Origin of the sequence: Ligilactobacillus equi DSM 15833 = JCM 10991, from assembly GCF_000615765.1 — a bacterium.
Taxonomy (GTDB): domain Bacteria; phylum Bacillota; class Bacilli; order Lactobacillales; family Lactobacillaceae; genus Ligilactobacillus; species Ligilactobacillus equi.
Window position 1 is genome coordinate 122,487 of sequence record NZ_BAMI01000001.1, and the last position, 24,762, is coordinate 147,248.

The following is a 24,762-nucleotide window of genomic DNA, read 5'->3' on the forward strand; positions in this document are numbered from 1 at the left end:
GGAGGAAAAAATGGATGGATTGAACGCTCGAGCCCAGGCAGCTTTGAAAGCCCAAAATTATCTACAAGCCAGTCAATTATATGCGGAACTCTATGCTAAGAAGCCCAGTTTTCGCCATAACTACCAGTTGATGGAGAGTCTTTATTTGGCTCAAGAGTATGCCCAGGCCTTTGAAATTAGTCAAGAACGCCTACAGGATTATTTGGCGGATAATGAGTTTTTGCCACGCTTTTTGAAGGTGGCAGTCGCTGCCCAACGGAATCTTTGGTTAGATATTTTATTCGCTAGTCTTAAACCTTATTTAACAGCTACTGAAGAAAGTATGTGGCAAAAAACAGTGGCTCGAAGTCGGGGTGAATTTTCTGCATCCTATCAAAGTCAACATACTACAGTGATGAAGCAACTACAATATTTGGGAGCGGAAGATATCTTTGAACAACGTGCAAGTTTACAAGCTGCGCAAAAATTAACAGGGAGCGAATTTATTGAAGCAACAAAAGGTGCACTTAGCGATTGCAACGTGGCTACCTTAATCCGGATTGAGATTTTACGTAGCTTGGTTGAACTGCAAAGTAAGCAATCAGTTAAATTTTTAACCGTGACGGGCGGCGAAAGTGAGCTGCTACCGGCAGAACTCCCTATGTTGGAGGGAATTTCTGATTATCAAGCTTTAGCCCAGCAAATTCAAAGTAGGCTTAGTCAAAAAGGTCAGAACTATCTTTGGCAAATTTTAAATCTTAAGTTGTTATTGCTGTGGCCCGAAATTGTGCAGCAAAAAATTACTTGGTTAGACCAGGCCGAAAAAGCCCTCGCGATTCTGTTGCCCGAGGAAGAAAAAATTCAGATGGAAAGTGACTTGAAACTAGCACTTTTACTTGAGAAAACACTTACAGAGTGGGAAAAATAAATTTTTTCAAAAAAAGAAGCTTTTTCTGTTTACAAAAGGAGCGAAGGTCTATATAATAATTCAAGGAAAACTTACTTAGTAATAAATTTCTCTAAACAATTTTGTTGGAATTTAGCTAGGAAAGTAGTATAATAAAATCAAAGAATTATCGGCAATTTAATTGCAGGTTATTCTTGCAAAATATCAGGAGGTTCGTTTTAATGGCAAAAGAACATTACGAAAGAACAAAACCCCACGTTAACATTGGTACTATTGGCCACGTTGACCACGGTAAAACTACATTAACTGCAGCTATCACTAAGGTGTTATCTGAAAAAGGTTTGGCTGAAGCATCTGACTACGCTTCTATTGACGCTGCTCCAGAAGAACGTGAACGTGGTATCACTATCAACACTGCTCACGTTGAATATGAAACAGAAACTCGTCACTACGCTCACATCGATGCTCCAGGACACGCTGACTACGTTAAGAACATGATCACTGGTGCCGCTCAAATGGATGGTGCAATCTTGGTTGTAGCCGCAACTGATGGTCCTATGCCACAAACTCGTGAACACATCTTATTGGCTCGTCAAGTTGGTGTTGAATACATCGTTGTGTTCTTAAACAAGTGCGACTTAGTTGACGATGAAGAATTGTTAGACTTAGTTGAAATGGAAGTTCGTGACTTATTATCAGAATACGATTTCCCTGGTGATGACATTCCTGTTGTTCGTGGTTCTGCTTTGAAAGCATTGGAAGACGATGCTGATGCAAAGGCTAAGATTCAAGAATTAATGGACATCGTTGACGAATACATCCCAACTCCAGAACGTCCAACTGACAAGCCATTCTTGATGCCTGTCGAAGACGTATTTACTATCACTGGTCGTGGTACTGTTGCTTCTGGTCGTATCGACCGTGGTACTATCGAAGTCGGTGAAGAAGTTGAAATCGTTGGTCTTAAGGACGAAGTATTGAAGACAACTGTTACAGGTGTTGAAATGTTCCGTAAGACTCTTGATAAGGGTGAAGCCGGTGACAACATCGGTGCCTTACTTCGTGGTGTTGACCGTGATCAAATCGAACGTGGTCAAGTTTTAGCTAAGCCAGGCTCAATCCAAACTCACAAGAAGTTCAAGGGTGAAGTCTACGTCTTATCTAAGGACGAAGGTGGTCGTCACACTCCATTCTTCTCAAACTACCGTCCACAATTCTACTTCCACACAACTGACGTTACTGGTGTTATCGAATTACCAGAAGGCGTTGAAATGGTTATGCCAGGGGATAACGTTACATTCACTGTTGAATTGATTGCCCCAGTTGCCATCGAAAAAGGTCTTAAGTTCACTGTTCGTGAAGGTGGCCGTACTGTTGGTGCCGGTGTGGTTTCAGAAATCGACGACTAATAGTTGTTTAAAAAAGTCCGTTTTACGGGCTTTTTTATTTTGCCTTCCAAAATAAAAGTGGTTGAAAGATGTAAAAATAGAACTGCAAATATTTACAAAAGGGCTTTTCTAGGTTAAAATTAAATAGTATGCAATTACTAAGATTGTAAAAATACAATTTTAATGGAGGAAACATAATGTCTACTAAATGGGAAAAACAAGAAGGCACTAATGAAGGTCAATTAACTTTCGAAGTGCAACCAGAAAAAATCAAGGAAGGTTTGGATATTGCGTTCAACCGGGTGAAGAAGAACTTAAACGTACCTGGCTTCCGTAAAGGTAAAGTTTCACGTCAAGTTTTCAATCGGATGTACGGTGAAGAAGCTTTATACGAAGATGCTTTGAATGCAGTTTTACCAGAAGCTTACGCTGCGGCTGTTGCTGAAGCTGATATTAAACCAGTTGACCAACCTCGTATTGATGTTGAATCAATGGAAAAAGATGCAGCTTGGGTTTTAACTGCTAAGGTGACAGTTGAACCAGAAGTTACTCTAGGTCAATACATGGACTTAGAAGTTTACCGTCAAAACACTCGTGTTTCTAAAGCTGATGTTGAAGCAGAATTGGAAAAACGTCGTAATCAGTTAGCTGAATTAGTACTTAAAGAAGATGCTGCAGCTGAAAATGGTGACACAGTGGTGATTGACTTTGAAGGTAAGGTTGATGGTGTAGCTTTTGATGGTGGTAAGAGCGAAAACTACTCACTTGAATTGGGTTCTGGTTCCTTTATCCCTGGCTTTGAAGACCAAATCGTAGGCCACAAGGCAGGCGAAACTTTCGATGTTAACGTTACTTTCCCAGAAGATTACCAAGCTGAAGATTTAGCTGGTAAGGACGCAGTCTTTGAAGTAACTGTTCACGAAGTTAAGACTAAAGAATTACCTGAATTAGACGACGAATTTGCTAAGGATGCCGACGAAGATGTTGACACTTTAGAAGAATTAAAGACTAAGATCACTGATGAATTGAAGAAACAAAAAGTTGCTGCCGCTAAAACTGCAATTCAAGATGAAGCGGTTGAATTGGCAGTGGAAAATGCTACAATTGCTGAAATTCCAGAAGCTATGATTCATGAAGACGTACACCGTCAAATGGAACAATACCTAGCTGGTATGCAACAACAAGGTATCTCACCAGAAATGTACTACCAATTAACTGGTACAACTGAAGATGACCTACACAAACAATTCGAAGATGGTGCAGAAAAGCGCGTTAAAACTAACCTTGTTTTAGAAGCTATCGTGAAGGCTGAAGGTATCGTGGCTAGCGAAGAAGAAATTGCAGCTGAAATCAAGAACTTAGCTGGTCAATTTGGTATGGAAGAAGCTGCAGTTCGCTCTGCATTATCAGACGACATGCTTCAACACGATATTGCTGTGCGTAAAGTGGTTGAAAAGATTGCTGACTCAGCAAAGCAAACTCGTAAGAAGGACGAAGAATAAAATTCTTCCCTAAAAATCACAGCGGGGCTGTCCTGCTGTGATTTTTTAAGTTAAGCAAGCTTTTTATTAGGCAATGTGACAAATATTTGTTAGAATATGCTTAACATACAAGAAGATATAAGGTGGTAAGAATATGTACGACAATCCAGATGAACAAGAAGCAGTAGTATGCTCCTTTTGTGGTAAAACTGAAGATCAAGTCAAAAGTATGATTTCCGGTCCTGGAGTTTACATTTGTAACGAATGTGTGGACTTAGCTCAGTCCATGCTTGAAACAGAAAGTCAAGAAAAAGCAACCCCATCTATGAGCGAAGTGCCAACACCCAAAGAAATTGTAGATACTTTGAACCAATATGTGATTGGGCAAGATGAAGCCAAAAAAACTTTGGCTGTAGCGGTTTACAATCACTATAAGCGTATCAATGCTAACTTAACCAGTGATGATGAAACTGAATTGCAAAAAAGTAATATTTGTTTAGTCGGGCCAACAGGTTCTGGGAAGACCTTCTTAGCTCAGAGTATGGCCAAAATTTTAAATGTGCCTTTTGCCATTGCTGATGCTACGACTTTGACCGAAGCAGGCTATGTCGGAGAAGATGTGGAAAACATCCTTTTGAAGCTTTTACAAAATGCCGATTATGATGTGGAACGTGCCCAACGGGGAATCATTTATATCGATGAAATCGATAAAATTGCTAAAAAAAGCGAAAATGTGTCTATAACTCGGGATGTTTCTGGTGAAGGGGTTCAGCAAGCTCTATTAAAAATCTTGGAAGGTACTATTGCTAATGTACCGCCTCAAGGTGGAAGAAAGCACCCCCAACAAGAATTTATTCAAATCGACACCACTAATATTTTGTTTATTGTGGGGGGAGCATTTGATGGCATTGAAACCATGGTTAAGAACCGTTTAGGAGAAAAGACCATTGGTTTTGGGACTGATAATAAGCAAGAATTTGATGAGTCTAAAAGTATTATGCAACAAATCATTTCGGAAGACTTGTTGAAGTTTGGTTTAATTCCCGAATTTATTGGACGTTTACCAATTTTAACAGCTTTAGAAAAGTTAACAGAGGCTGACTTGGTACGGATTCTAACTGAGCCACGCAATGCTCTGGTTAAGCAATACAAGAAGTTACTCGCCTTAGATGATGTGGAATTAACCTTTGAACCAGCGGCCTTAGAAGCTATGGCTAGCTTAGCTTTGGCCCGTAATACGGGGGCCCGTGGTTTACGTTCTATCATCGAAGATACCATGCGTGATGTGATGTTTGAAACACCAAGTCGTGATGATATTAAAGAAGTGGTCATCACGCCCACAACGGTTAATGAGGGGACCGCGCCAGAAGTTGTGCTCAAATAAGGCTTTACTTGAAACTATGGCAATATTATAATTAAATTTGAGTCTAAAGACTACTTAATACGCAGGAGGCAAATGCACATGGATAAACCACAAATTGGGGTTATTGGAATGGCCGTGATGGGTAAAAACCTGGCCTTAAACATTGAAAGCAGAGGATATACTGTTGCAATTTTCAACCGGACCGCTGCTAAGACGGAACAAGTGATGCAAGACCACGCTGATAAGAAGTTGGTACCTAGCTACACTTTAGAAGACTTTGTTAACTCGCTCGAAAAGCCACGTCGAATCTTATTGATGGTTAAGGCTGGGGCACCAACCGATGCCTTTATCGAAAAATTAGTGCCATTGTTGGACCAAGGTGATGTCTTAATTGATGGCGGAAATACCTACTTTGAAGATACGATTCGTCGTAATAAAGCCTTAGACAACTCTGGTATTAACTTTATCGGGATGGGTGTTTCCGGTGGGGAACTGGGCGCCCTCCAAGGTCCTTCCTTAATGCCAGGTGGTCAAAAAGATGCCTATGATTTGGTAGCGCCAATTTTAGAACAAATTTCTGCTAAGGCAGAAGATGGCAAGCCATGTGTAACCTACATTGGGCCTAACGGTGCTGGTCATTATGTCAAGATGGTTCACAACGGAATCGAGTATGGTGATATGGAATTAATTTCTGAAAGTTACAACTTATTACGGAATGTTTTAGGTTTATCTGTGGAAGAAATTTCTGACATTTTCCAAGAATGGAAACAAGGCGAATTGAGTTCTTATTTGATTGATATCACTGCAGATATCTTAACTCGTAAGGATGATTTAGGTTCAGACAAGCCGATTGTGGATATGATATTAGACCGGGCTGGTAACAAAGGAACTGGTAAGTGGTCATCACAATCTGCACTTGAATTAGGGGTGCCACAATCATTAATTACTGAATCAGTTTACGCTCGTTACATCTCAACTTTCAAGGATGAACGGGTACAAGCTAGCCAAGTATTAGCAGGTCCAGACTTCCAATTATCGGATGCCGACAAGAAGGACTTGGTTGAAAAGATTCGTCAAGCCCTTTACTTCAGTAAGATTATGTCTTATGCACAAGGGTTCGAACAATTACGAGTAGCGTCTGCTAACTACGAATGGAATTTACAATTTGGTCAATTAGCCGAAATTTGGCGTGAAGGTTGCATTATCCGAGCTCAATTCTTACAAAAGATTACGGATGCCTTTGACAAAGATAACGAATTACAAAATCTCTTGTTAGATGATTACTTCAAGGATATTGCAGCTAAATACCAAGCGGCAGTTCGTGATGTGGCAGCCTTGTCAATTAAAGCTGGGGTGGCTAGCCCAGCTTTTGCAGCAGCTATTACGTATTATGATCAATACCGTTCAGCTGTATTACCAGCTAACATGATTCAAGCTCAACGTGACTACTTTGGGGCCCACACTTATGAACGGACTGATCGTGAAGGTATGTACCACTACCCATGGTATGAAGAACAATAAGAAGTTTTTAAGGTAAAGGGACGTTTATTAAGCGTCTCTTTATTTTTTTATGAGGAGATATCTTATTATGTTCGGACGGTAAATTCTGCTTAAAATTAGGTTTTTCCCCAAATATGTATATCAAAAATAGCCAAAAAATGTTAAAATTTAATGTATAGTTTGATTAGACTGATGAAAATTTAAAAATGGAAAAGGAGCAATTATAAATGAGCAAAATTTTAATTGTCGAAGATGAAAAGAATCTTGCACGTTTTGTTGAACTTGAGTTACAACACGAAGGTTACGAAACTAAAGCCTGCAAAAATGGTCGGGAAGGGCTTGAAGCAGCTTTGGAAGAAGAATGGGATGCCATCTTGTTAGACTTAATGCTTCCAGAATTAAATGGTTTGGAAGTTTGTCGTCGTGTACGTCAAGTTAAGAATACTCCAATTATTATGATGACGGCTCGTGACTCCGTTATTGACCGTGTTTCTGGACTTGATCACGGGGCTGATGACTATATTGTGAAGCCGTTTGCAATTGAAGAACTATTAGCTCGCTTACGGGCCGTTTTACGCCGGGTTGACTTAGAAAGTGAACAAAACGCTTCTAAGCAGACAACGGTCACTTATCGTGATTTAACGATTGAAAAAGAAAATCGTGTGGTTCGTCGGGGTGATGAAATTATTGAACTGACAAAGCGTGAGTACGAATTGTTATTAGCCTTGATGGAAAATATCAACGTTGTTTTGGCTCGTGACGTTCTTTTAAAGAAAGTATGGGGTTACGAAACACAAATTGAAACTAATGTGGTGGATGTTTACATTCGTTACTTACGGAATAAGATTGATGTTCCTGGTGAAGATAGTTACATCCAAACTGTACGTGGGACTGGTTATGTTATGCGTTCCTAAATGGAAATTTGGTGATTAAGTCATGCAAAGCAATCAAGAAGAAGTCCCACTTAAGAAGTTTATGTCCTTAAAACTAAAATGGTCAGTTGGCCTAGGAACGGGTGTCTTGGTTATTTTTACAATCTTTGCTATCTTGTTGTACCAAAGTTTTGCCACTTTGCTCTTACAACAAGAAAAACAATATGCCCGTTCTGCTATTTCGACGACCGTCGTGCGGTTAGAAGCACTCAATAGTGAGCTGACCACGACTAAAGTTAAAAAAGAACTGATGGCAAATATTCAAGCCTTTACAAATGCTCGTGAGAATGAAAGTACTAAGAGTTTACCTTTTTATTCGGATTCTGTTTTTGTGAATCTGTCCCGCAAAAATATCGGGATTAGTGTTTACAATCTTTCCGGTGACGAGGTTTTTGCATCGCGGAAGGCTCAAGTTAAGTTTAATAAGAATAACGATATTCAGAGTCGTGTAATCAAGAAAAATGGTCATACCATTTATGCGACGACCGAAAAAGTTCGCTCCAAACAAACTAACCAACTTCTAGGTTATGTACAAGTGACTAACAAGCTAACTGATTATGACACCACTATGAATAAGTTGATGTTGGTCTTTATGATTTTTGGTTTGGCCGCAGCCTTGATGACGGGATTGGCATGTTACATGTTGACCAACTGGCTCTTACGTCCAGTTGATCATTTGAATGAAACAATTGAAGAAATCAAGGTGGATAAAGAAGGGGATGCTTTGGCCAAAGTGCGAGTGCCAATCTCCAGTCAAAATGATGAATTAACTCAGTTAAGTTTGATGTTTAACTCCATGTTGGATCAAATGCAAGGTTATATTGAACAACAACAGCAATTTGTCGAAGATGTTTCCCATGAATTGAGGACGCCAGTGGCAATTATTCAAGGACACTTGGATCTCTTATCACGTTGGGGGAAAGATGATCCTGAAGTGCTTGAAGAATCTATTTCTGCTTCTCTACAAGAAATTTCGCGGATGAAGAGTTTGATTCAAGAAATGTTGGATCTTTCTCGGGCTGAACAGGTGGAAATCAATTTTAAGAACGAAGAAACTGATGCCTGGGAGTTAGGGTTACAGGTTTTTAATAATTTCCGAATGATTCATCCTGATTTTACCTTTGTTTTAGATAATGACTTGAAAAAAGACACTATGGTACAAATTTATCGTAACCACTTGGAACAAATCATGATTATCCTCATGGACAATGCGGTGAAATACTCCCGTGAGCGCAAGGAAGTACATGTCTCCTTATCGCGTGATAGTAAATATGTTCAAATTGCGGTGCAAGATTTTGGAGAAGGAATTTCTGAAGAAAATCTCAAGAAAGTTTTTTCTCGCTTCTATCGAGTAGATAAAGCCCGCAGTCGTGATAAAGGGGGCAATGGACTGGGATTAGCTATTGCCCAACGTTTAGTTGAAGGTTACCATGGTAAATTAACGGTTGATAGTGTCCTTGAGCAGGGGTCTATTTTTCGAGTAACTTTACCTTTGGTGAATAAGAAATAATAACTGATATGATTTAAGAAAGCACATTTGAGAAATGTCTCAAGTGTGCTTTTATTTTGTGGGTATGTACGATTTCATTTTAGAAAAGTGCAGTGAATTAGATTCGAAAATAGCTTCAAATTATTCGATGATAGATAAATAAGTAATCAAAAAGCTCACTTTTCAAAAATGGAAAGTGAGCTTTTGGCGTCTAGCGACGGTTTTGTTTACCGGCGTTACGACGTTGATTTTGTTTTGGGTGGACACTGTTCTTGGTAGTTGTTTCCGTTACCGTCTTTTCTGTAGCCTTAATTTCTGTTCGCGCTGGGGTAGCTACTGGTTTAGGCGGATTTTTTTTCATTTCCTCTTCGATTTCCCGGCGAATGCGTGGACGCATGGCGTTGACTAAAAGGGTTTGCAAGCAAGCAATAATCCCCCCGACAAAGAAGTAGAGTCCTAAACCAGCTGGTGAGGCAAAAGTAAAAGTAGCCGTCATGATAGGGGTTAAGAACATCATGGATTTCATTTGTTGCTTTTGTTCTTCAGGAATGCCTTGCATGGACAACCAAGCTTGTAACATGTAAATCGCAAAGGTTAAGAGCACAAATGTGAAACTCCGCGAACCAAGGTTGATACCGTAGAAGTTAGTTTTAACTAATTCAGTTGAATATTGGATGGCTGCGTATAGCGCTGCAAAGATTGGCATTTGAATCAAGATTGGCAAACAGCCGATTCCGCCGGTCATAGAAATACCATTGGCTTGGTAGAGAGCCATCATTTCTTGACTGATAGCAGCTCTTTCTTCCGGAGTTTGGGCTTGTTTTTGTCGTTCTTGGATTGCTTGCATTTGCGGACGAATCCGCCCCATTTTTTCTTGTTGGATGGTAGACTTTTTCATTTGTCCCAACATTAAGGGTAATAAGCACAGGCGAACAATTAAAGTGATGATAATAATGGCCCAACCATAACTGTTACCATTACCACCCAGTAAGTTGGAAATCCATTCCAATAGATTTTGGGTAGGGACGGCCATTTTTTCGTAAATAAAGCCGTAAGGTTTACCCTCTGCTGTCCGGCGGACACAACCACTTAAAAATAAAATGATGGTCAAAAAGAGGGGGACCATAGTGAGATAACGTTTCTTTTTCATGAAAGTCTAAAAATTCCTTTCCTCTCAAAATATTCACAAACCTTACTATACTGGAAAAAGTCGGTAATTTCAACGATTATACAAAATTAACTGTAGTAATAGATAACAAAATCTTGGCGTTTTTTATCAAGCGCTAGGGGTTTTATATCAACCTGATCTACGCGCCCAGCGGGACTAGGATTGCTCTTGATGGCCGAAATAAATTGACTAACCGTTAAACTAGGTCCTTGAATTTCGATGTAAACACGACTGTCTGGGAGATTTTTAACCATCCCACTTAATTTTAACTGGTCGGCCAGCATCTTAGTCAAGTAACGAAAACCGACTCCCTGCACGTGACCATAAACGTAGAGTTGATATGCTTTTTCCATCTTGCCACCTCCTAAATTTGTAGGGCTTCTCTTACTTAAATTGTAGCACTTACCAGCAAAAAATGAGATAATAGAACTAGAAAATTTTTGAGAGGATGGAAAAATTTATATGCAAATCGGAATCGATAAAATCGGTTTTTATACCAGTAATCTTTATGTCGATATGGCTGAATTAGCTCAGGCCAGAAATGAAGAGGTCGGTAAATATTTAGTGGGGATTGGTCAAAGTAAAATGGCCGTTATCCCCCCTAGTCAAGATATTGTAACTTTAGCAGCTAATGCTGCCGCTAGAATTTTAAGTCCAATAGATAAGGAAGCCATCGATTTAGTGATTGTAGCGACTGAATCTGGTATTGATAATTCTAAGGCGGCCGCAGTCTATGTGGCTAATTTATTAGGCTTATCCCATCAAATACGAGCCGTGGAGATGAAAGAAGCTTGTTATGCAGCCACAGCAGCCTTACAGTTAGCTAAAGGTCATATTGCTTTAAATCCAAATAAGAAAGCTTTGATTATCGGTGCCGATATTGCTCGTTATGGCTTAAAAACTAAGGGCGAACCCACCCAAGGTGGTGGTGCTGTAGCGATGTTGGTAGCTAAGGACCCGCAAATTTTGGCCTTGGATGCAGAAGCAAGTTATTACAGCAAAGATATCATGGATTTTTGGCGACCTTTGGGACATAGTGAAGCTATGGTTGACGGAAAGTTTTCTACCAATGTTTACCTTGATTTCTTCAATCAGGTTTTTAGTGCTTACAGTCAGAAAACAAAACGTACGGTAGAAGATTTTGGTGCTCTTTTATTTCACTTACCTTACACCAAGCAAGGACTCAAAGGGTTACGTCAAGCAGTCGCACATGCTGATGAAGCGACCCAAGCGCGTTTGCTAGCACAATTTGAATTTGCTCGAGAATATAATCGTAATGTTGGTAACCTCTATACCGGTTCCTTATACTTGAGTTTGCTTTCTCTCTTGGAAAATAGTCAAGATTTAGTGGCGGGACAAAGGCTTGGCCTTTACAGTTACGGATCTGGGGCTCAAGCTGAGTTTTTCTCCGGAATTCTACAACCAGGTTTCCAGGATGCTTTAATTGGACATCAAGAACTTTTAGCACACAGAAAACAAGTAAGTGTGGCTGAATATGAACAGTTTTATCAAAGTGTGCTCGCAAATGAAGCTAATCGTCAGCTCGAGGTGAGTGCAGATCCAGGTCAATTTGTTTTGGCTGGAGTTAAAGACTTTAAACGCCAATACCAAAGACAAGAATAAGAAAAGTTTAAGAGTATTTTCAAGCTAGTTAAAATTGTGTAACATAGAGGTATACAGAAATAATTTAAGGGGATGTAAAGAATGGTGGATGGAAATCAGTTTGAATTGCCACAACACGACCAAGCTACTGACGATCTAACTCAGGTTTTGGTTGCAAAGATTGAATATTTAAAATCATTAGAAGATGCTGTTAAGCGGCAAGATGATCGTCTGGTTTATGAATTGATCGACACGGAACGGTATGATAAAGAAGTTGTCCAAGCACGTCATGGTCGTAAAAACCAGGGATATGACCATTTAATTAATGACAGCTATGCTTTTTTAAATGAATATTTAAGCACTAAATTGATTGCCTACTTGCGGGAAGAATATCCGTTCTTTTATTTTGAAAAGACCGATCTTGGTCAATTTCAGTTTTACTTTGGTAACTGGTGGGGCCGGCGACTTTTTGGGCAATTGGATGTATTGCATTTAGCCTTAAACTTTGACCAAGAAGAATTAGCTAAGCTTAAGGAATCTTTCGAACTTGAAGCTCAAGGTCAACGCTATAACAGTACTCGAATTCACGAATTAGCATCAGAAAACGATCGCTTACAAGCTTTAATTGATGGTCAAGATGAACGTGATGCTCAAAAGAATGAAATTCGACAAAAGATTAAAGAACTAGCGCAAGAAAAAACAAGTTTTTGGCGGTCGGGCGAACAAAAAGATGAAAAGCAAAAATTGCAAGCTCAATTAAGCGATTTAAGTGATCTTGACCAAAAAGCTAACGAAGCCTACCAAAAAATTCGTGATAATGAAAAGGTTGTTCTAGAATTATCTAAGGAAGATACCTTATTAGGTTATGAAAGAGAAAGTATCGTGACGAAATTTGGTAGTTTTGAAACTTTCCAAAAACAAGTAGCTAGTCTATATCATAACTACCTGACAAAATTAATGACGCAAAAGGGGTAGGTGAGTACAGATGACAAAAAAGCAAAAGCAAATTGATAAGAAAAAAAGTACTGGTCAAAAAGATAGTACTAAAATAGTAACGCCAACAGCCAGTGACCAACTTTTAGCTTATAGTCAACATTTAAAAGATGGGCTCAAACATGGGATGGAGTTTACCCAAATTATTGATACCTTAGTGGCAACTAAGGATTACCAAGAACTATTCAATGCCATCAGACAATTGGCGGCTTATGATTTAAATACTGCTTATGTAACTTATCCGCAACAGTATAGTAAGTCAGATTACTACCTTTTGTTCTTGAACCGTTTATCGGAATTAGCAAGAAAAAAATCGATGAATCTCCAAAGCGAAAAGGCTAAATTGGCTTTGAGCCATCAATTTCCAGGAATTGAAGACCAAAGTAATTTTGTCTTTACTAAGTTAGACCAAGCCAAGGCCTACTATACAGAAGTTCAAAGTGGGCAAGATATCTTTTATTTAGACTTTAAGGATGGAATTTTACGCTTTAATAGTGAAGCATTCACCAAACTGTTATTACAAAAGTACCAGGCTGCTGCGGTGCCCCCAAAGGTGTTGTTAAGTCTGGTGGATTATTTCTTAGACCTGGGCTTAATTTTTAAGGAACAATATGGTTTTGATGTGGACTTCAATGTCTTGGACCCTGATAACCACGGAGTCTATCCGATGATTAGTGATAAAACGCCTGAAGCCGCATTAGATCGCCTCTTTATTCAAGCACAAAAGGCTAACTATCGTTTACAAACGGATATTTATAGTCGCGCAATTTTGGAACTTAATGGGGGCATAACTTTAACTGCCTTTGATGTGGACCTGGTTGAGGAGGGCAAAGGACATCAATGGGTTTTAGGTGTAAGGGATGAAAAGCAAGAAGTTTCTTTGGTAAAACTCTTGCTTAAATATGATTTCTTACGAGACTGGTATTTGACTAATCAAGCAGAAGTGGCCATTCGTTCGGATGCCCGTTATTTTTAAATTAGGATGTGAATAATGTGGATGTATCCCAAATTTTAGTGCGAGCACGGCGACAAGAAAAAAAGAATTACCTTGTGCAAAGAGATTTTTCCGATAAAGAAATTTTAGGTCAGGCCTATATCAACTGGCAAGTTGCTCAGGCTGATTTAATTAAAGCAGTTAAAGTTGCACCTGACCAGCTTTTGGCAGCTTACGGGGAATTTTTACTGGCCTTTGCTCGCATTGCCAATCAAAGACAATGGGCATACAAATTATTGCTCGATGAAACCACAATTGCTAACTTTAAGAATAAGTGGCAAGCTCCAAGTCAAAGTAGTGTCTTTTTGATTATGAATCAATTGGTGAATAAGAGTTTTTTTAGTAATGACATGGAAGCTTTCACCCATGCTTGGCATATTATTATAAAGTTTGGTTTGGTGGAGTTGCAAATTTCCGAAACTGAGTTGGATGCGTGGATTAAAGAGGGGTGACTAGATGTATCAAACGCGCTTGAAGAAATTACGGGCTTTAATGGCCCAAATGAGTGTTGATGGTTTCTTAGTAACCAATCGCACTAATATTTATTACTTGAGTGGGTTTTTAGGTGATGATGGTTTACTTTTAATTACCGAAAAAGACCAGTATCTTATTACGGATAGCCGTTTTGAAGAACAAATTAAAAGTCAGGTGCAAGGTTATCAAGTTAAAATTACCCGCGCCTATTTGCAAGAAGCCTTAGTATGTAGTCAAAAAGATGGGGTCGTCGCGCTTGCTTTTGAAAGTGATTTAGATTATGCATCTTATGATTATTTGGATGAAAACGCTTGGTCAGATGTGGTGGCCTTAAGTGGTGTGATTCAACAATTACGTTCGGTTAAAGATACCGATGAAATCGAAAAAATTCGCCAAGCTTGTCAATTAGCGGCTCAAGGTTATGATTTTATCTTAAACCATGTACGAGCTGGAATGACAGAGATTACTTTAGCTAACGACTTGGAATACTTCATGAAACAAAAAGGAGCGAGTCAGGCTTCTTTTGAAACAATTTTGGCGAGTGGTGAAAAAACGACTTGGCCACATGGAGTTGCGGGGAATAAATTGATTCAACTAGGTGATTTAATTACATTGGATTTTGGTTTTTACAAAGACTACTACACCTCAGATGTGACCCGAACCTTTGCTTTGGGACCTCAGTCTGACGAAATTAAAAAGATCTATCAAATCGTTTTGGAAGCCAAGAATCGGACGATTGCCGCGATTAAAGCGGGGGTTAACGGACAAGAGCTTGACCAAATTGGTCGGCAATATATCGAAAGCAAAGGTTATGGTCCTTACTTTAACCATGGGATGGGGCATGGAATTGGTTTAGATATTCATGAAGGTCCGAATGTTTCTAGCCGGATTGAAGATTACTTGCAAGCTAACCAAGTTATTACCATTGAACCAGGAATTTACGTACCTGGTGTTGGTGGGGTTCGGATTGAAGATGATATTTTAGTAACTGAAAATGGTTATGAAAACTTGACAGATTTTAAGCAAGAATGGCTGGAATTGTAAAAAGAGCTTGCAATCGTGGTGAAAATATTGATATTATGGAGTGTATACTAAAATTTTGTAGGAGGATTATTCATGATTTCAGTTAATGATTTTAAAAATGGTTTAACCATCGAAGTTGATGGTGAATTATGGCGTGTCGTAGAATTTCAGCACGTTAAACCAGGGAAAGGTAGTGCCTTTGTACGTTCTAAGTTAAAGAACTTACGGACAGGTGCGGTACAAGAAAAGACTTTCCGGGCCGGAGAAAAAGTGGCTCAAGCTCAAATTGATCGTAAGAAGATGCAGTACTTATACGCTGATGGTGACAACCATGTCTTTATGGATACTGACACATACGAACAATTAGAATTACCAGGTTCCCAAATTCAAGAAGAATTGAAATTCTTAAAGGAAAACGAAATTGTTTCTATCATTATGTTCGGTGCCGAAACTTTAGGAGTAGAATTGCCTAACACTGTTGATTTAGAAGTTAAGGAAACTGAAGCTACTATTAAAGGTAATACCGCTTCTGGTGGTTCTAAACCTGCAACAATGGAAACTGGTGTTGTTGTCCAAGTTCCTTTCTTTATCAACGAAGGGGATGTTCTAACAATTAACACGGTGGATGGTTCCTACATTTCACGTGCTTAATTTTTCAAAGGGGGTTTTTGCTAATGGCTGAAGATAATTACATTGTCTTAGCGAGTGACGAACCTAGCTTAGGGACGGTGCAAATCGCACCCGAAGTTATTGAAGTGATTATTGGCATTGCTGCGCGCAAAGTAGACGGTGTTTACTCCATGCGTGGGACGCTTGCGAATAACTTTTCTGAATTATTTGGACGTCAATCGCGGGGTAAAGGTGTTAAACTTAACCAAGATGAACAAGGTTTGAAGGTTGATGTTTATGCTTACTTGAATTATGGAGTTAGTGTACCTAAGGTTGCTGAACAAATTCAAGAAAAAGTGAAACAACAAGTTATGTTCATGACCAACTTAACGCTTGATCAAGTTGATGTTCATGTGCAAGGGGTTGTACCAGAAAAAAATGATGGTCAACCTGCAATTGATCCAGATAACTTATTTGGCGAAGAGGAAGAAAAATAATGACAATCACACAACACGATAAGCGGACCTATGCGTTTCAAACTTTATTTGCAATGAGTAGTAATCCAGAAACAAATGCACAAGAAGTTTTTGCCCATTTATTAGATAATCAAACTGACGTTGAAAATGAAGTGCCAGCAGATATTAAAGAGTTGGTTGAAGGCGTACTTACTAACCGCCTGGCAATCGATGATTTAATAGGGACACACCTAAAAGCTGGGTGGTCAATCGCCCGTTTAAACAAGGCTGATTTGGCAATTCTTCGTTTAGCAGTGTATGAAATGAAGTACACTGAAACACCCGCAAAAATTGCTTTAAATGAAGCCTTACAATTAGCAAAGGAATTTTCTGATGATAAATCCCGGAAGTTTATCAACGCCGTTTTAGCAAATTTCTTAGCCTAAGAGAAAGCAGTCAATTTTGGACTGCTTTTTTATTTTGCATCATCGGGAAATATGCTAAAATTATCTTAATGATATTTAGGAACGGAGGGGTTAATTGTGACAACCCTAATGGACGGAAAAAAGTTGGCGCAAGAAATTCGGACCCAATTAAAAGACGAAGTAGCTCAAAATGGGCTTGTCCCACGCTTAGCAGTGATTTTGGTGGGGGATGATCCCGCCAGTCAAGTTTATGTGCGCAATAAGCAAAGAGCGGCTGAAAAAATTGGTATAAAAACGGTCGACCATCATTTACCGGCGACGGTGGGCCAAGAAGCACTCTTAGATTTGATTTATCAATATAATGAAGACCCTAATATTCATGGTATTTTGGTCCAATTGCCATTGCCAGACTCAATTGACGAAGCTAAGATAACGCATGCTATTTCACCTCAAAAAGACGTTGATGGTTTTCATCCGATTAATCTAGGACACTTGTTCATGAACAAACCTTACTCTTTACCATGTACCCCTCGGGGAATTATGGAACTGTTAGCGCACTACAAAATCAATCCTAGTGGTAAGGACGTAGTTATTGTGGGACGTTCTAATATTGTGGGGCGTCCGATGGCGGCTTTGATGTTGAATGCCGATGCGACCGTCACAGTGACTCATAGTCGAACACGAAATCTCGCACAAAAGACGCGCCAGGCTGATATTTTGATTGTAGCTACGGGGCAAGCACAAATGCTAGATGCCTCTTACATTAAAGAAGGAGCTGTTGTCGTGGACGTCGGGGTTAATCGTTTGGAAGACGGATCCTTGGTTGGGGATGTGGACTTTGAAAGTATGTTAGGCAAAGCTGCTTATCTAACACCTGTGCCTGGTGGGGTGGGTCCGATGACAATTGCCATGTTAATGAAACAAACGGTTGAATTTGCACAAAGAGGGTGATTTCTTGGCAGAAGAAAAGAAATATTTGACGATTAGTCAGTTAAACCACTATGTCGGCTTGAAATTTAGTAAGGATCCTTATCTCAGGCAGGTGATGGTGGTGGGAGAAATTTCTAACTTTAGGTTACGACCTAGCCACCAGTATTTTAGTTTGAAAGATGAAAACGCTGAAGTTAGTGTGACCATGTTTCGTAATGATTTTGCTCGAGTGAATTTTCAACCGGAAAACGGGATGAAGGTCTTAGTCATTGGGGATGTTGGCTTGTATGAAGGTCGGGGGCAGTATCAAATTCGTTTGACGCATATGGAACCTTTGGGAATTGGAGCTTTATACCAAGCTTTCCAACAATTACAAACTAAATTGAACCAAGAGGGATTGTTTAATCCGGCTTATAAGAAACCACTTGTACGTTATCCTAAGCGAATTGCAGTGATTACTTCGCCATCAGGAGCGGTAATTCGGGATATTATCACCACGGTTAAGCGTCGTTATCCAATTGTACAATTAGTTTTATTTCCAGCCGTGGTACAAGGCCAAAATGCAGCAGCTTCATTAGTTGGTCGTTTAAAGGAAGTTAACGCTCGTGGTGATTTCGACACTATCATTATTGGACGTGGGGGTGGCTCGCTAGAAGACCTCTGGCCATTTAATGAAGAAGCCGTGGCTCGGGAAATTTTTGCTAGCCAAATTCCTATTATCTCTTCTGTGGGGCACGAAACTGATACCACTTTAAGTGATTTGGTAGCTGATGTGCGGGCGGCTACGCCAACGGCCGCAGCGGAATTAGCTACGCCGGTTCTAGCTGAAGAGATAATGAGAATTCAACAAGCTCAATTGCGTTTGCAACAAGCCGTACGGAATACTTTAGCAGCTAAACAACAAATTTATCAAAGATTGATGCAAAGTTATGTTTTTACCAATCCTTTGCGGATTTATGAACGTCAGATACAACAGGTCGACTTTTTGAAACAAAACCTGCAACAGATTTTTGGTACAGGGTTACAGAATCGCCGTGCTTGGGTGGATAATCTATCCCAACGTTTGCAAAATCAAAGTCCGCTGACGCGGATTCACCAAGGGCAAACTAACATTGCTAATTTACAAACTCGTCTGCAAATGGCGCAAAAACGTAAAATCGAAATTAGTCAAGCTAATTGGCAACGTCAAATTGGACGGCTTGATGCTGTCTCACCGCTTAAGGTTATGCAAAGAGGTTATGCCTATGTCCAAAAGAAAGGCCAAGTGGTTCACAGTGTGGCGGAATTAGAAGTTGGTAGTCAAGTGGCCCTACAGTTAGCTGACGGGAGCGCACAAGCAAAAATTACAGAAATTAAAGGTGAATAGGATGACAGAAAGAACATTTGAACAAAACTTAGCAGAATTAGAACAAATCGTTAATCGTCTAGAACAAGGGGATGTTTCCTTAGAAGACTCACTGCAACAATTCCAAAGAGGTATGTCTTTAAGCAAGCAACTTCAAGACACTTTAACCCAAGCCGAAACGACCTTTACCAAGATGGTCAATGATAACGGCCAAGAAGAACCGTTCTCTGAGGAACTTTAGTCATGAATCAACAGGTAACGTATTTTCAAAATCTTTACTTACCCCAAATTGAGCAGACCTTAGAAGATTACTTAGGACAAATTAAAGGGCAAGCTAGCTTGAAAAAAGCTATGCAATACTCCTTAAAGGCGGGAGGGAAACGGATTCGTCCTCTTTTAATGTTAGCAAGTTTGTATGTTTTAAATGGTAAGATTGATCAAAATAGTCTTCAAGTGGCGGCTAGCTTAGAAATGGTCCATACCTATTCTTTGATTCATGATGATTTACCCGCTATGGATAATGATGATTTACGGCGGGGGAAGCCCACTAATCATAAAATTTTTGGGGAAGCTTTGGCGATTTTGGCTGGAGATGGCCTTTTGACTAATGCTTTTGATTTGATCTTAAGTACCAAGTTAAATCCGCATTTGCAGGTTAAATTGGCTCAAAATCTTAGTCGGGCTGCAGGTGTTCAAGGTATGGTCTCTGGCCAGGTAGCTGATATGGCTGGTCAAGGTAAGCAACTAAGTTTGGAATCGTTGAAGAAACTCCACAACGAAAAGACTGGGGCTTTGCTAGCCTATGCTTGTCAAGCTGGAGCACTTTTAGCTGGAGTTGATGATAATTTAGTGGCTAAACTCAGTAAATTTGGGCTTGAATTTGGCTTAGCTTTCCAAATTTATGATGATATTTTGGATGTGACCAAGACAACTGTCGAACTGGGGAAAACAGCCGGTAAGGACGTTGCAGAGGCGAAAAACACTTATGTCGCCCTCTTAGGTCTTGCCGGAGCCAAGCAAGAACTCCAGGCTACCTTGAGTCAAGCCACTGATGTTTTAGCTGACATTACTTTAATGGGTTATGATGTCACGCTATTAACAGGATTTTTAGAATATTTTGAAATTTAAGATGAAGGATTTTATTTGAATGAAAAAAGAACGTGTAGATGTATTATTGGTTGAGCAAGGACTCTTTGATACCCGGGAACAAGCTAAAAGAGCGGTGATGGCCGGGGAGATTTTAGGTGAAAATGAGGAACGCTTAGATAAGCCCGGAATGAAGATTGATGTGGCAACCAAACTTCACTTTAAAGGTACCAAAATGCCTTATGTTAGTCGTGGAGGTTTGAAACTAGAAAAAGCTTTGAAGGTTTTTCATACTTCAATTAAGAATAAAACGGTGTTGGATATCGGTTCTTCAACGGGAGGTTTTACAGATGTGGCTCTTCAAAAAGGGGCGAAGCTATCTTACGCCTTAGATGTGGGGACCAATCAATTGGCGTGGAAATTGCGACAAGACGAACGTGTAGTGGTGATGGAAAATACTAACTTTCGTTACTCTAAGTTAACCGATTTTACGTCTGGTCAACCAGATTTTGCGACTATCGATGTTTCTTTTATTTCTTTGAAATTAATTTTACCCAATCTTCATACTATTATTCAACCTGGGGGCTCTGTAGTTGCCTTGATTAAGCCGCAATTTGAAGCTGGTCGGGAACGGATTGGCAAAAATGGGATTGTTCGCGATCCAAAGGTTCATCAAGATGTTTTGGAAGAGATTCTTAATTTTGCAGCTAAAAGTGGTTACCAAGTGGCTGAGCTAGACTTTTCACCAATTACGGGTGGTGAAGGTAATATCGAATTTTTAGTCCACTTACAGGCTGTCGAAACTGGCGCCATTGCGGCCGATATTGACATTGATGCTGTTGTCAAGCAGGCTCACCAAACTTTAGAATTAAAGGATAAAAAGTTGATTAAGTAGGTGAAGTTGTAATATGAGAAAAAAAGATCGTCAAGAATTGATTAAACAAATATTGCAAAACGAGGAAATTTATCGTCAAGAAGACCTCGTTAAACGCTTGGATGAGCAAGGAATTTACGTTACTCAAGCCACGATTTCTCGGGATGTCAAAGAAATGCAATTAGTAAAAATTCCTCAAGATGATGGTGGGTATATTTATAATGTGCCGACAGAAAAAAGTAACCAATTAAGTTTGGAAAAAATTTTAAGTGACTCTTTTGTGTCTTGTGATACACATAATGAAATGTGCTTTGTGAAGGTTCTTCCGGGAAACGGACCAATTTTATCAAGCATGATTGAGCAAAATAAATTTGAAGAAGTTTTTGCGACCTTATGTGATGACAACTCGGTTATGATTTTTGCTAAATCAGTTCAAGCGGCACAACAATTAGCCAAAACCTTTTATAGTTGGGTTAAGCTCGATTAGTTTTGTTTTGAAAGGGGAATGCTATGCTACAAGAATTAAGTATTCGTGATTTTGCGTTGATTGAGCAGATGAATGTGGACTTTCAAGACGAAATGACGGTTTTAACCGGAGAAACGGGAGCTGGGAAATCAATTATTATTGATGCCTTAGGCTTACTAGCTGGTGGCCGGGGGTCGAGTGATTTCATACGTAAAGGTGAAAATAAAGCGGTTATTCAAGGTTTATTTTTAATTCCTGATAAGGCTAAGACCCTTGCCATTTTAGAAGAGGTTGGCATTGAAAATCAAGATGATGGGTTAATTTTACAAAGAGACCTTTACCGTAGCGGACGTAATGTTTGTCGGATTAACGGTAACTTAGTTAATTTGGCAACTTTACGGCGGGTAGGGGAAACTTTAATCGATATTCATGGTCAAAATGAACACCAGGAGTTAATGAGGCCTGAAAATCATATTAATTTGCTCGATTCTTATGCCAATGACTTACAACCTCTTTTACAGGAATATCAAGTAGCCTACGATGACTATCAAAAGTTAGCTACCGCCTTAGCTAAGCGAGAAGAAAACGAAAAACTATGGGCACAAAGAATGGACATGTTAGAATTTCAGGCCCAAGAAATCAAAGAAGCTAATTTGCGTGTCGATGAAGAAGTGGAACTTAAAGAAGAAAAGGACCGTTTAGATAACTACCAAGCGATCAATAAGGCCTTGCGACAAAGCTATGAATTTTTGTCAGGGGATACCCATGATGCTTTAGGAAATGTAGGTGTGGCTTTAGAAAGCATGCAAAAAATTAGTGACCTAAGCCCAAAGTTTGGAGAAATTGCTCAAAGTTTGGCCGACGCTTACTATACTTTGCAAGATGCTTCGCGGGATGTTTACGATCAATTGGATGAGATGGAATGGGATGAAAATCGCTTGAATCAGATTGAGCAACGTCTGGAATTGATTTACCAATTAAAACGTAAATATGGTGATAGTGTGGCAGAAATTCTCAGGTACTATCAAAAAATTGTAGCGGAGCTTAATGAAATGCAAGAGGGCAATGGTGATTCTGCGGCTCAAAAGCAAGCAGTGGAGTTGGCCAAACAAAAGGCCTTAAAGTTGGCTCAAGAACTGAGCCAAAAGCGCCAGGAAATTGCTCAAGATCTCCAAAGAGCAGTTCATAAACAGTTAGCTGCACTTTACATGGAAAAGGCCATTTTTGAAGTTAAATTTAAAAAGGGTTCAACTTTGAACAGTCATGGTTTGGATAAAGTCGAGTTTTACTTGCAAGCTAACCCAGGAGAATCTATGGGCCCTCTAGCTAAAATTGCATCCGGAGGAGAATTATCTCGAATTATGTTGGCTCTAAAAACCATCTTTTCCCAACAACAAGGGGTTACGTCGATTATTTTTGATGAAGTAGATACTGGGGTTTCAGGTCGGGTTGCTGAAGGAATTGCTGAAAAAATTAGTCAGGTAGCACGCAATTCTCAAGTTTTATGTATCACCCACCTTCCGCAAGTGGCAGCCATTGCGCAACATCAATACTTCATCGCCAAACACGTTCATGATGGCCGTACGGAAACGAGCCTAGAAATTTTAGCTGATGAAGCGCGGGTAAAGGAAATTGCACGGATGTTAGCCGGAAGTGAGATTACGGATTTAGCCTTACAACATGCCAAGGAATTACTCAAACTTTCTGCTAAAATCCGTCAACAGATTAAATAGTGGCGAGAAAAATCCTTATAACTTAAAAAACTTAAGAAATTACGCGGATAAGAACGTTAACTTCTTAAGTTTTTTTGTTTACAAAATACGATAGACGGAGAGAACTTTGCCTAAAATAGGGGGAATTTCTTCTAAATAATAGCCATTAGCTGTTGGGTTTTCAGCTACTAAGTGTACTTTTTCCGATTTATAACGGTATCGGCGACAGGTTAGAAGGTTTTGGGGACCAAGGACAAGCACAATATCACCGTCCTTGAAATTTTCTTGTTTTCGGACAATTACCAAATCATCTTTGAGTAAGTGGGCATCAAGCATGGCATCATCTGCCAAGGCAACCATAAAAAGTGGATCGGTGCGGTCCAGATTTGGTGGAATGGGAAAGTAGGTCCGTCCCGACTTATCCCCCAGTTCAATAACTGGAGAAGTGATTTCTTCGGTTAGAAGGGGAATGTGGTTACGGTTCAATCCTCGTCCAAGAAAACTGGCTCCAGAAGCTGTGACGGTCACATTCCGTGATTTACGTCGCAAACTGTTATCTTCACCTTGATCCTTGGCTAAGAAACCTTTTTTAACAAGCTCATTGAGATGTTTATGGACGGTTGCCGGAGACTTGATTAAAAGTCCCGCTTGGATTTCTCGTATACTAGGGGAATAGTTTTTAGCCTCTAGATAATTATAAATAAAGGATAGAATGTCTCTTTGTTTTTTTTCGTTTTGTGCTTGGCGACTCATGTGACCACCTCCTCGTGGCATTGTAGCATAGTTTTTCCCGTAGTCGCAAGTTACAGAAAAATCAAGAAATTAGAGTGGATTGCTTGTCAAAAAAGATAAAATGACTTAAAATTTAGGTGAAGATTAAGTAGTGTAACAAGAAGCTGGCTCTGAGCGCAGCTTTTTTGATGTTTCATCTTAAATCGAGGGCTAAGGTCCAATTACAAGTGAAAATAAGGAGAAAGATATGAATAAAAAAGTTCAAGCGGGTGCAATTCCTCAAGAATTAATTGACCGCATCAATGAATTAGCCAAGAAGAAAAAGACGGTTGGCTTGACTGATGTTGAACGTCAAGAACAAGCAACATTACGTGAAACTTACTTGGCTATGTTTCGTGAAAATTTCCGTAGTCATGTCGAAATGTTACAGGTTTACGATAAAAATGGTAAGGAAGTTACTCCGCAAAAGGTTATTGATATCCAAAGAAAACGTGGTTTACGTGACAATTAATTAACCTAAGGGGCTTTATCTTTGTCTTCTTTTTGTGTAAACTATTTAAGAGACCTAGTTTAACCTAGGATTCAGTAGAAGGGAGATATCTAATGACAACAGGTGTATGGATTTTAATCGTTATTTTGGCCTTAGTCTTAGGGCTTGTTGGTGGTTTCTTTGCTGCTCGTAAGTACATGGAAGATTACTTGAAAAAGAATCCTCCTATCAACGAACAAATGTTGAAAACAATGATGGCTCAAATGGGACAAAAACCTTCTGAAAAGAAGCTTCACCAAATGATGGCCTCAATGAAAGCTAGCTACGGTAAAAAGTAGTCTAAAA

At 39.6% G+C, this 24,762-nt stretch carries 27 protein-coding genes; 24 read left to right on the plus strand and 3 right to left on the minus strand.

The annotated features are described in order from the left end of the window. Window positions 1–10 precede the first annotated feature (10 nt). From JCM10991_RS00660 to JCM10991_RS00690, 7 genes are all read left to right on the plus strand, one after another. Entirely contained in the window at window positions 11–907 is an 897-nt protein-coding gene (locus JCM10991_RS00660) for a hypothetical protein (protein ID WP_025020260.1), read from the plus strand. A gap of 200 nt (window positions 908–1,107) precedes the next feature. Further along, window positions 1,108–2,295 (plus strand): elongation factor Tu, encoded by a 1,188-nt coding sequence (tuf, locus tag JCM10991_RS00665; RefSeq protein ID WP_023858891.1) that lies wholly within the window; start codon window positions 1,108–1,110, stop codon window positions 2,293–2,295. Window positions 2,296–2,471: 176 nt separating this feature from the next. Further along, on the plus strand, window positions 2,472–3,776 hold the full coding sequence (gene tig, locus JCM10991_RS00670; protein WP_025020261.1) for a trigger factor: 1,305 nt from the start codon (window positions 2,472–2,474) through the stop codon (window positions 3,774–3,776). Window positions 3,777–3,909: 133 nt separating this feature from the next. Beyond that, window positions 3,910–5,139 carry an ATP-dependent Clp protease ATP-binding subunit ClpX gene (gene clpX / locus JCM10991_RS00675; protein WP_025020262.1) on the plus strand — a complete coding sequence of 410 codons (1,230 nt, stop codon included), beginning with the start codon at window positions 3,910–3,912 and terminating at the stop codon, window positions 5,137–5,139. Window positions 5,140–5,217: 78 nt separating this feature from the next. Further along, a complete protein-coding gene (gene gnd / locus JCM10991_RS00680; protein WP_025020263.1) occupies window positions 5,218–6,639 on the plus strand; it encodes an NADP-dependent phosphogluconate dehydrogenase in 1,422 nt (473 codons plus the stop codon). Between the two features lie 206 nt (window positions 6,640–6,845). Next, window positions 6,846–7,532, plus strand: a complete 687-nt coding sequence (locus JCM10991_RS00685; RefSeq protein ID WP_023858887.1) for a response regulator transcription factor — start codon at window positions 6,846–6,848, stop codon at window positions 7,530–7,532. 61 nt (window positions 7,533–7,593) lie between these two features. Next, on the plus strand, window positions 7,594–9,060 hold the full coding sequence (locus tag JCM10991_RS00690; RefSeq protein ID WP_439645934.1) for a sensor histidine kinase: 1,467 nt from the start codon (window positions 7,594–7,596) through the stop codon (window positions 9,058–9,060). Window positions 9,061–9,250: 190 nt separating this feature from the next. Here the strand turns inward: JCM10991_RS00690 and yidC are convergent, their stop codons facing one another. Next, the gene (yidC, locus tag JCM10991_RS00695) at window positions 9,251–10,189 is read right to left on the minus strand and encodes a membrane protein insertase YidC (protein ID WP_023858885.1); all 939 of its coding nucleotides are present in this window, start codon (window positions 10,187–10,189) and stop codon (window positions 9,251–9,253) included. Window positions 10,190–10,275: 86 nt separating this feature from the next. Further along, window positions 10,276–10,560, minus strand: a complete 285-nt coding sequence (locus tag JCM10991_RS00700; protein ID WP_023858884.1) for an acylphosphatase — start codon at window positions 10,558–10,560, stop codon at window positions 10,276–10,278. Window positions 10,561–10,669: 109 nt separating this feature from the next. Here JCM10991_RS00700 and JCM10991_RS00705 point away from each other — a divergent pair, with 109 nt between their 5' ends. From JCM10991_RS00705 to recN, 15 genes are all read left to right on the plus strand, one after another. Next, entirely contained in the window at window positions 10,670–11,830 is a 1,161-nt protein-coding gene (locus tag JCM10991_RS00705) for a hydroxymethylglutaryl-CoA synthase (RefSeq protein ID WP_023858883.1), read from the plus strand. Window positions 11,831–11,911: 81 nt separating this feature from the next. Then, window positions 11,912–12,784, plus strand: a complete 873-nt coding sequence (locus tag JCM10991_RS00710) for a hypothetical protein (RefSeq protein WP_023858882.1) — start codon at window positions 11,912–11,914, stop codon at window positions 12,782–12,784. A 10-nt stretch (window positions 12,785–12,794) separates the two neighbouring features. Continuing rightward, window positions 12,795–13,778 (plus strand): hypothetical protein, encoded by a 984-nt coding sequence (locus JCM10991_RS00715; protein ID WP_025020265.1) that lies wholly within the window; start codon window positions 12,795–12,797, stop codon window positions 13,776–13,778. Between the two features lie 17 nt (window positions 13,779–13,795). Further along, entirely contained in the window at window positions 13,796–14,248 is a 453-nt protein-coding gene (locus JCM10991_RS00720; protein WP_025020266.1) for a hypothetical protein, read from the plus strand. Window positions 14,249–14,252: 4 nt separating this feature from the next. Beyond that, window positions 14,253–15,314, plus strand: a complete 1,062-nt coding sequence (locus JCM10991_RS00725) for a M24 family metallopeptidase (RefSeq protein WP_025020267.1) — start codon at window positions 14,253–14,255, stop codon at window positions 15,312–15,314. Between the two features lie 72 nt (window positions 15,315–15,386). Next, window positions 15,387–15,944 (plus strand): elongation factor P, encoded by a 558-nt coding sequence (efp, locus tag JCM10991_RS00730; RefSeq protein WP_023858878.1) that lies wholly within the window; start codon window positions 15,387–15,389, stop codon window positions 15,942–15,944. 23 nt (window positions 15,945–15,967) lie between these two features. Next, window positions 15,968–16,399, plus strand: a complete 432-nt coding sequence (locus JCM10991_RS00735) for an Asp23/Gls24 family envelope stress response protein (protein ID WP_023858877.1) — start codon at window positions 15,968–15,970, stop codon at window positions 16,397–16,399. Beyond that, window positions 16,399–16,803 (plus strand): transcription antitermination factor NusB, encoded by a 405-nt coding sequence (nusB, locus tag JCM10991_RS00740; RefSeq protein WP_023858876.1) that lies wholly within the window; start codon window positions 16,399–16,401, stop codon window positions 16,801–16,803. The genes JCM10991_RS00735 and nusB overlap by 1 nt, the downstream gene beginning before the upstream one ends. Before the next feature lie 96 nt (window positions 16,804–16,899). After that, window positions 16,900–17,733: a bifunctional methylenetetrahydrofolate dehydrogenase/methenyltetrahydrofolate cyclohydrolase FolD gene (gene folD, locus JCM10991_RS00745; protein ID WP_025020268.1), complete on the plus strand. Its 834-nt coding sequence runs from the start codon at window positions 16,900–16,902 to the stop codon at window positions 17,731–17,733. Window positions 17,734–17,737: 4 nt separating this feature from the next. Continuing rightward, complete coding sequence (gene xseA, locus JCM10991_RS00750; protein WP_025020269.1) at window positions 17,738–19,078, plus strand: exodeoxyribonuclease VII large subunit; 1,341 nt, start codon at window positions 17,738–17,740, stop codon at window positions 19,076–19,078. Window position 19,079: 1 nt separating this feature from the next. Further along, window positions 19,080–19,298, plus strand: a complete 219-nt coding sequence (locus tag JCM10991_RS00755) for an exodeoxyribonuclease VII small subunit (RefSeq protein ID WP_025020270.1) — start codon at window positions 19,080–19,082, stop codon at window positions 19,296–19,298. A gap of 2 nt (window positions 19,299–19,300) precedes the next feature. After that, complete coding sequence (locus JCM10991_RS00760; protein WP_025020271.1) at window positions 19,301–20,185, plus strand: polyprenyl synthetase family protein; 885 nt, start codon at window positions 19,301–19,303, stop codon at window positions 20,183–20,185. Window positions 20,186–20,204: 19 nt separating this feature from the next. Next, window positions 20,205–21,038 carry a TlyA family RNA methyltransferase gene (locus tag JCM10991_RS00765; protein WP_023858871.1) on the plus strand — a complete coding sequence of 278 codons (834 nt, stop codon included), beginning with the start codon at window positions 20,205–20,207 and terminating at the stop codon, window positions 21,036–21,038. Window positions 21,039–21,051: 13 nt separating this feature from the next. Then, complete coding sequence (locus JCM10991_RS00770; protein ID WP_025020272.1) at window positions 21,052–21,504, plus strand: arginine repressor; 453 nt, start codon at window positions 21,052–21,054, stop codon at window positions 21,502–21,504. Window positions 21,505–21,527: 23 nt separating this feature from the next. Further along, window positions 21,528–23,216, plus strand: a complete 1,689-nt coding sequence (gene recN, locus JCM10991_RS00775) for a DNA repair protein RecN (RefSeq protein ID WP_025020273.1) — start codon at window positions 21,528–21,530, stop codon at window positions 23,214–23,216. Between the two features lie 78 nt (window positions 23,217–23,294). On the opposite strand, the gene JCM10991_RS00780 is transcribed toward recN, so the two are convergent. Beyond that, window positions 23,295–23,948 carry a LexA family protein gene (locus JCM10991_RS00780; protein ID WP_025020274.1) on the minus strand — a complete coding sequence of 218 codons (654 nt, stop codon included), beginning with the start codon at window positions 23,946–23,948 and terminating at the stop codon, window positions 23,295–23,297. 226 nt (window positions 23,949–24,174) lie between these two features. Between JCM10991_RS00780 and JCM10991_RS00785 the strand changes: the two genes are divergently transcribed. Further along, a complete protein-coding gene (locus tag JCM10991_RS00785; protein ID WP_023858867.1) occupies window positions 24,175–24,438 on the plus strand; it encodes a DUF896 domain-containing protein in 264 nt (87 codons plus the stop codon). A 92-nt stretch (window positions 24,439–24,530) separates the two neighbouring features. After that, on the plus strand, window positions 24,531–24,755 hold the full coding sequence (locus JCM10991_RS00790) for a YneF family protein (protein WP_023858866.1): 225 nt from the start codon (window positions 24,531–24,533) through the stop codon (window positions 24,753–24,755). Window positions 24,756–24,762: the final 7 nt, after the last annotated feature.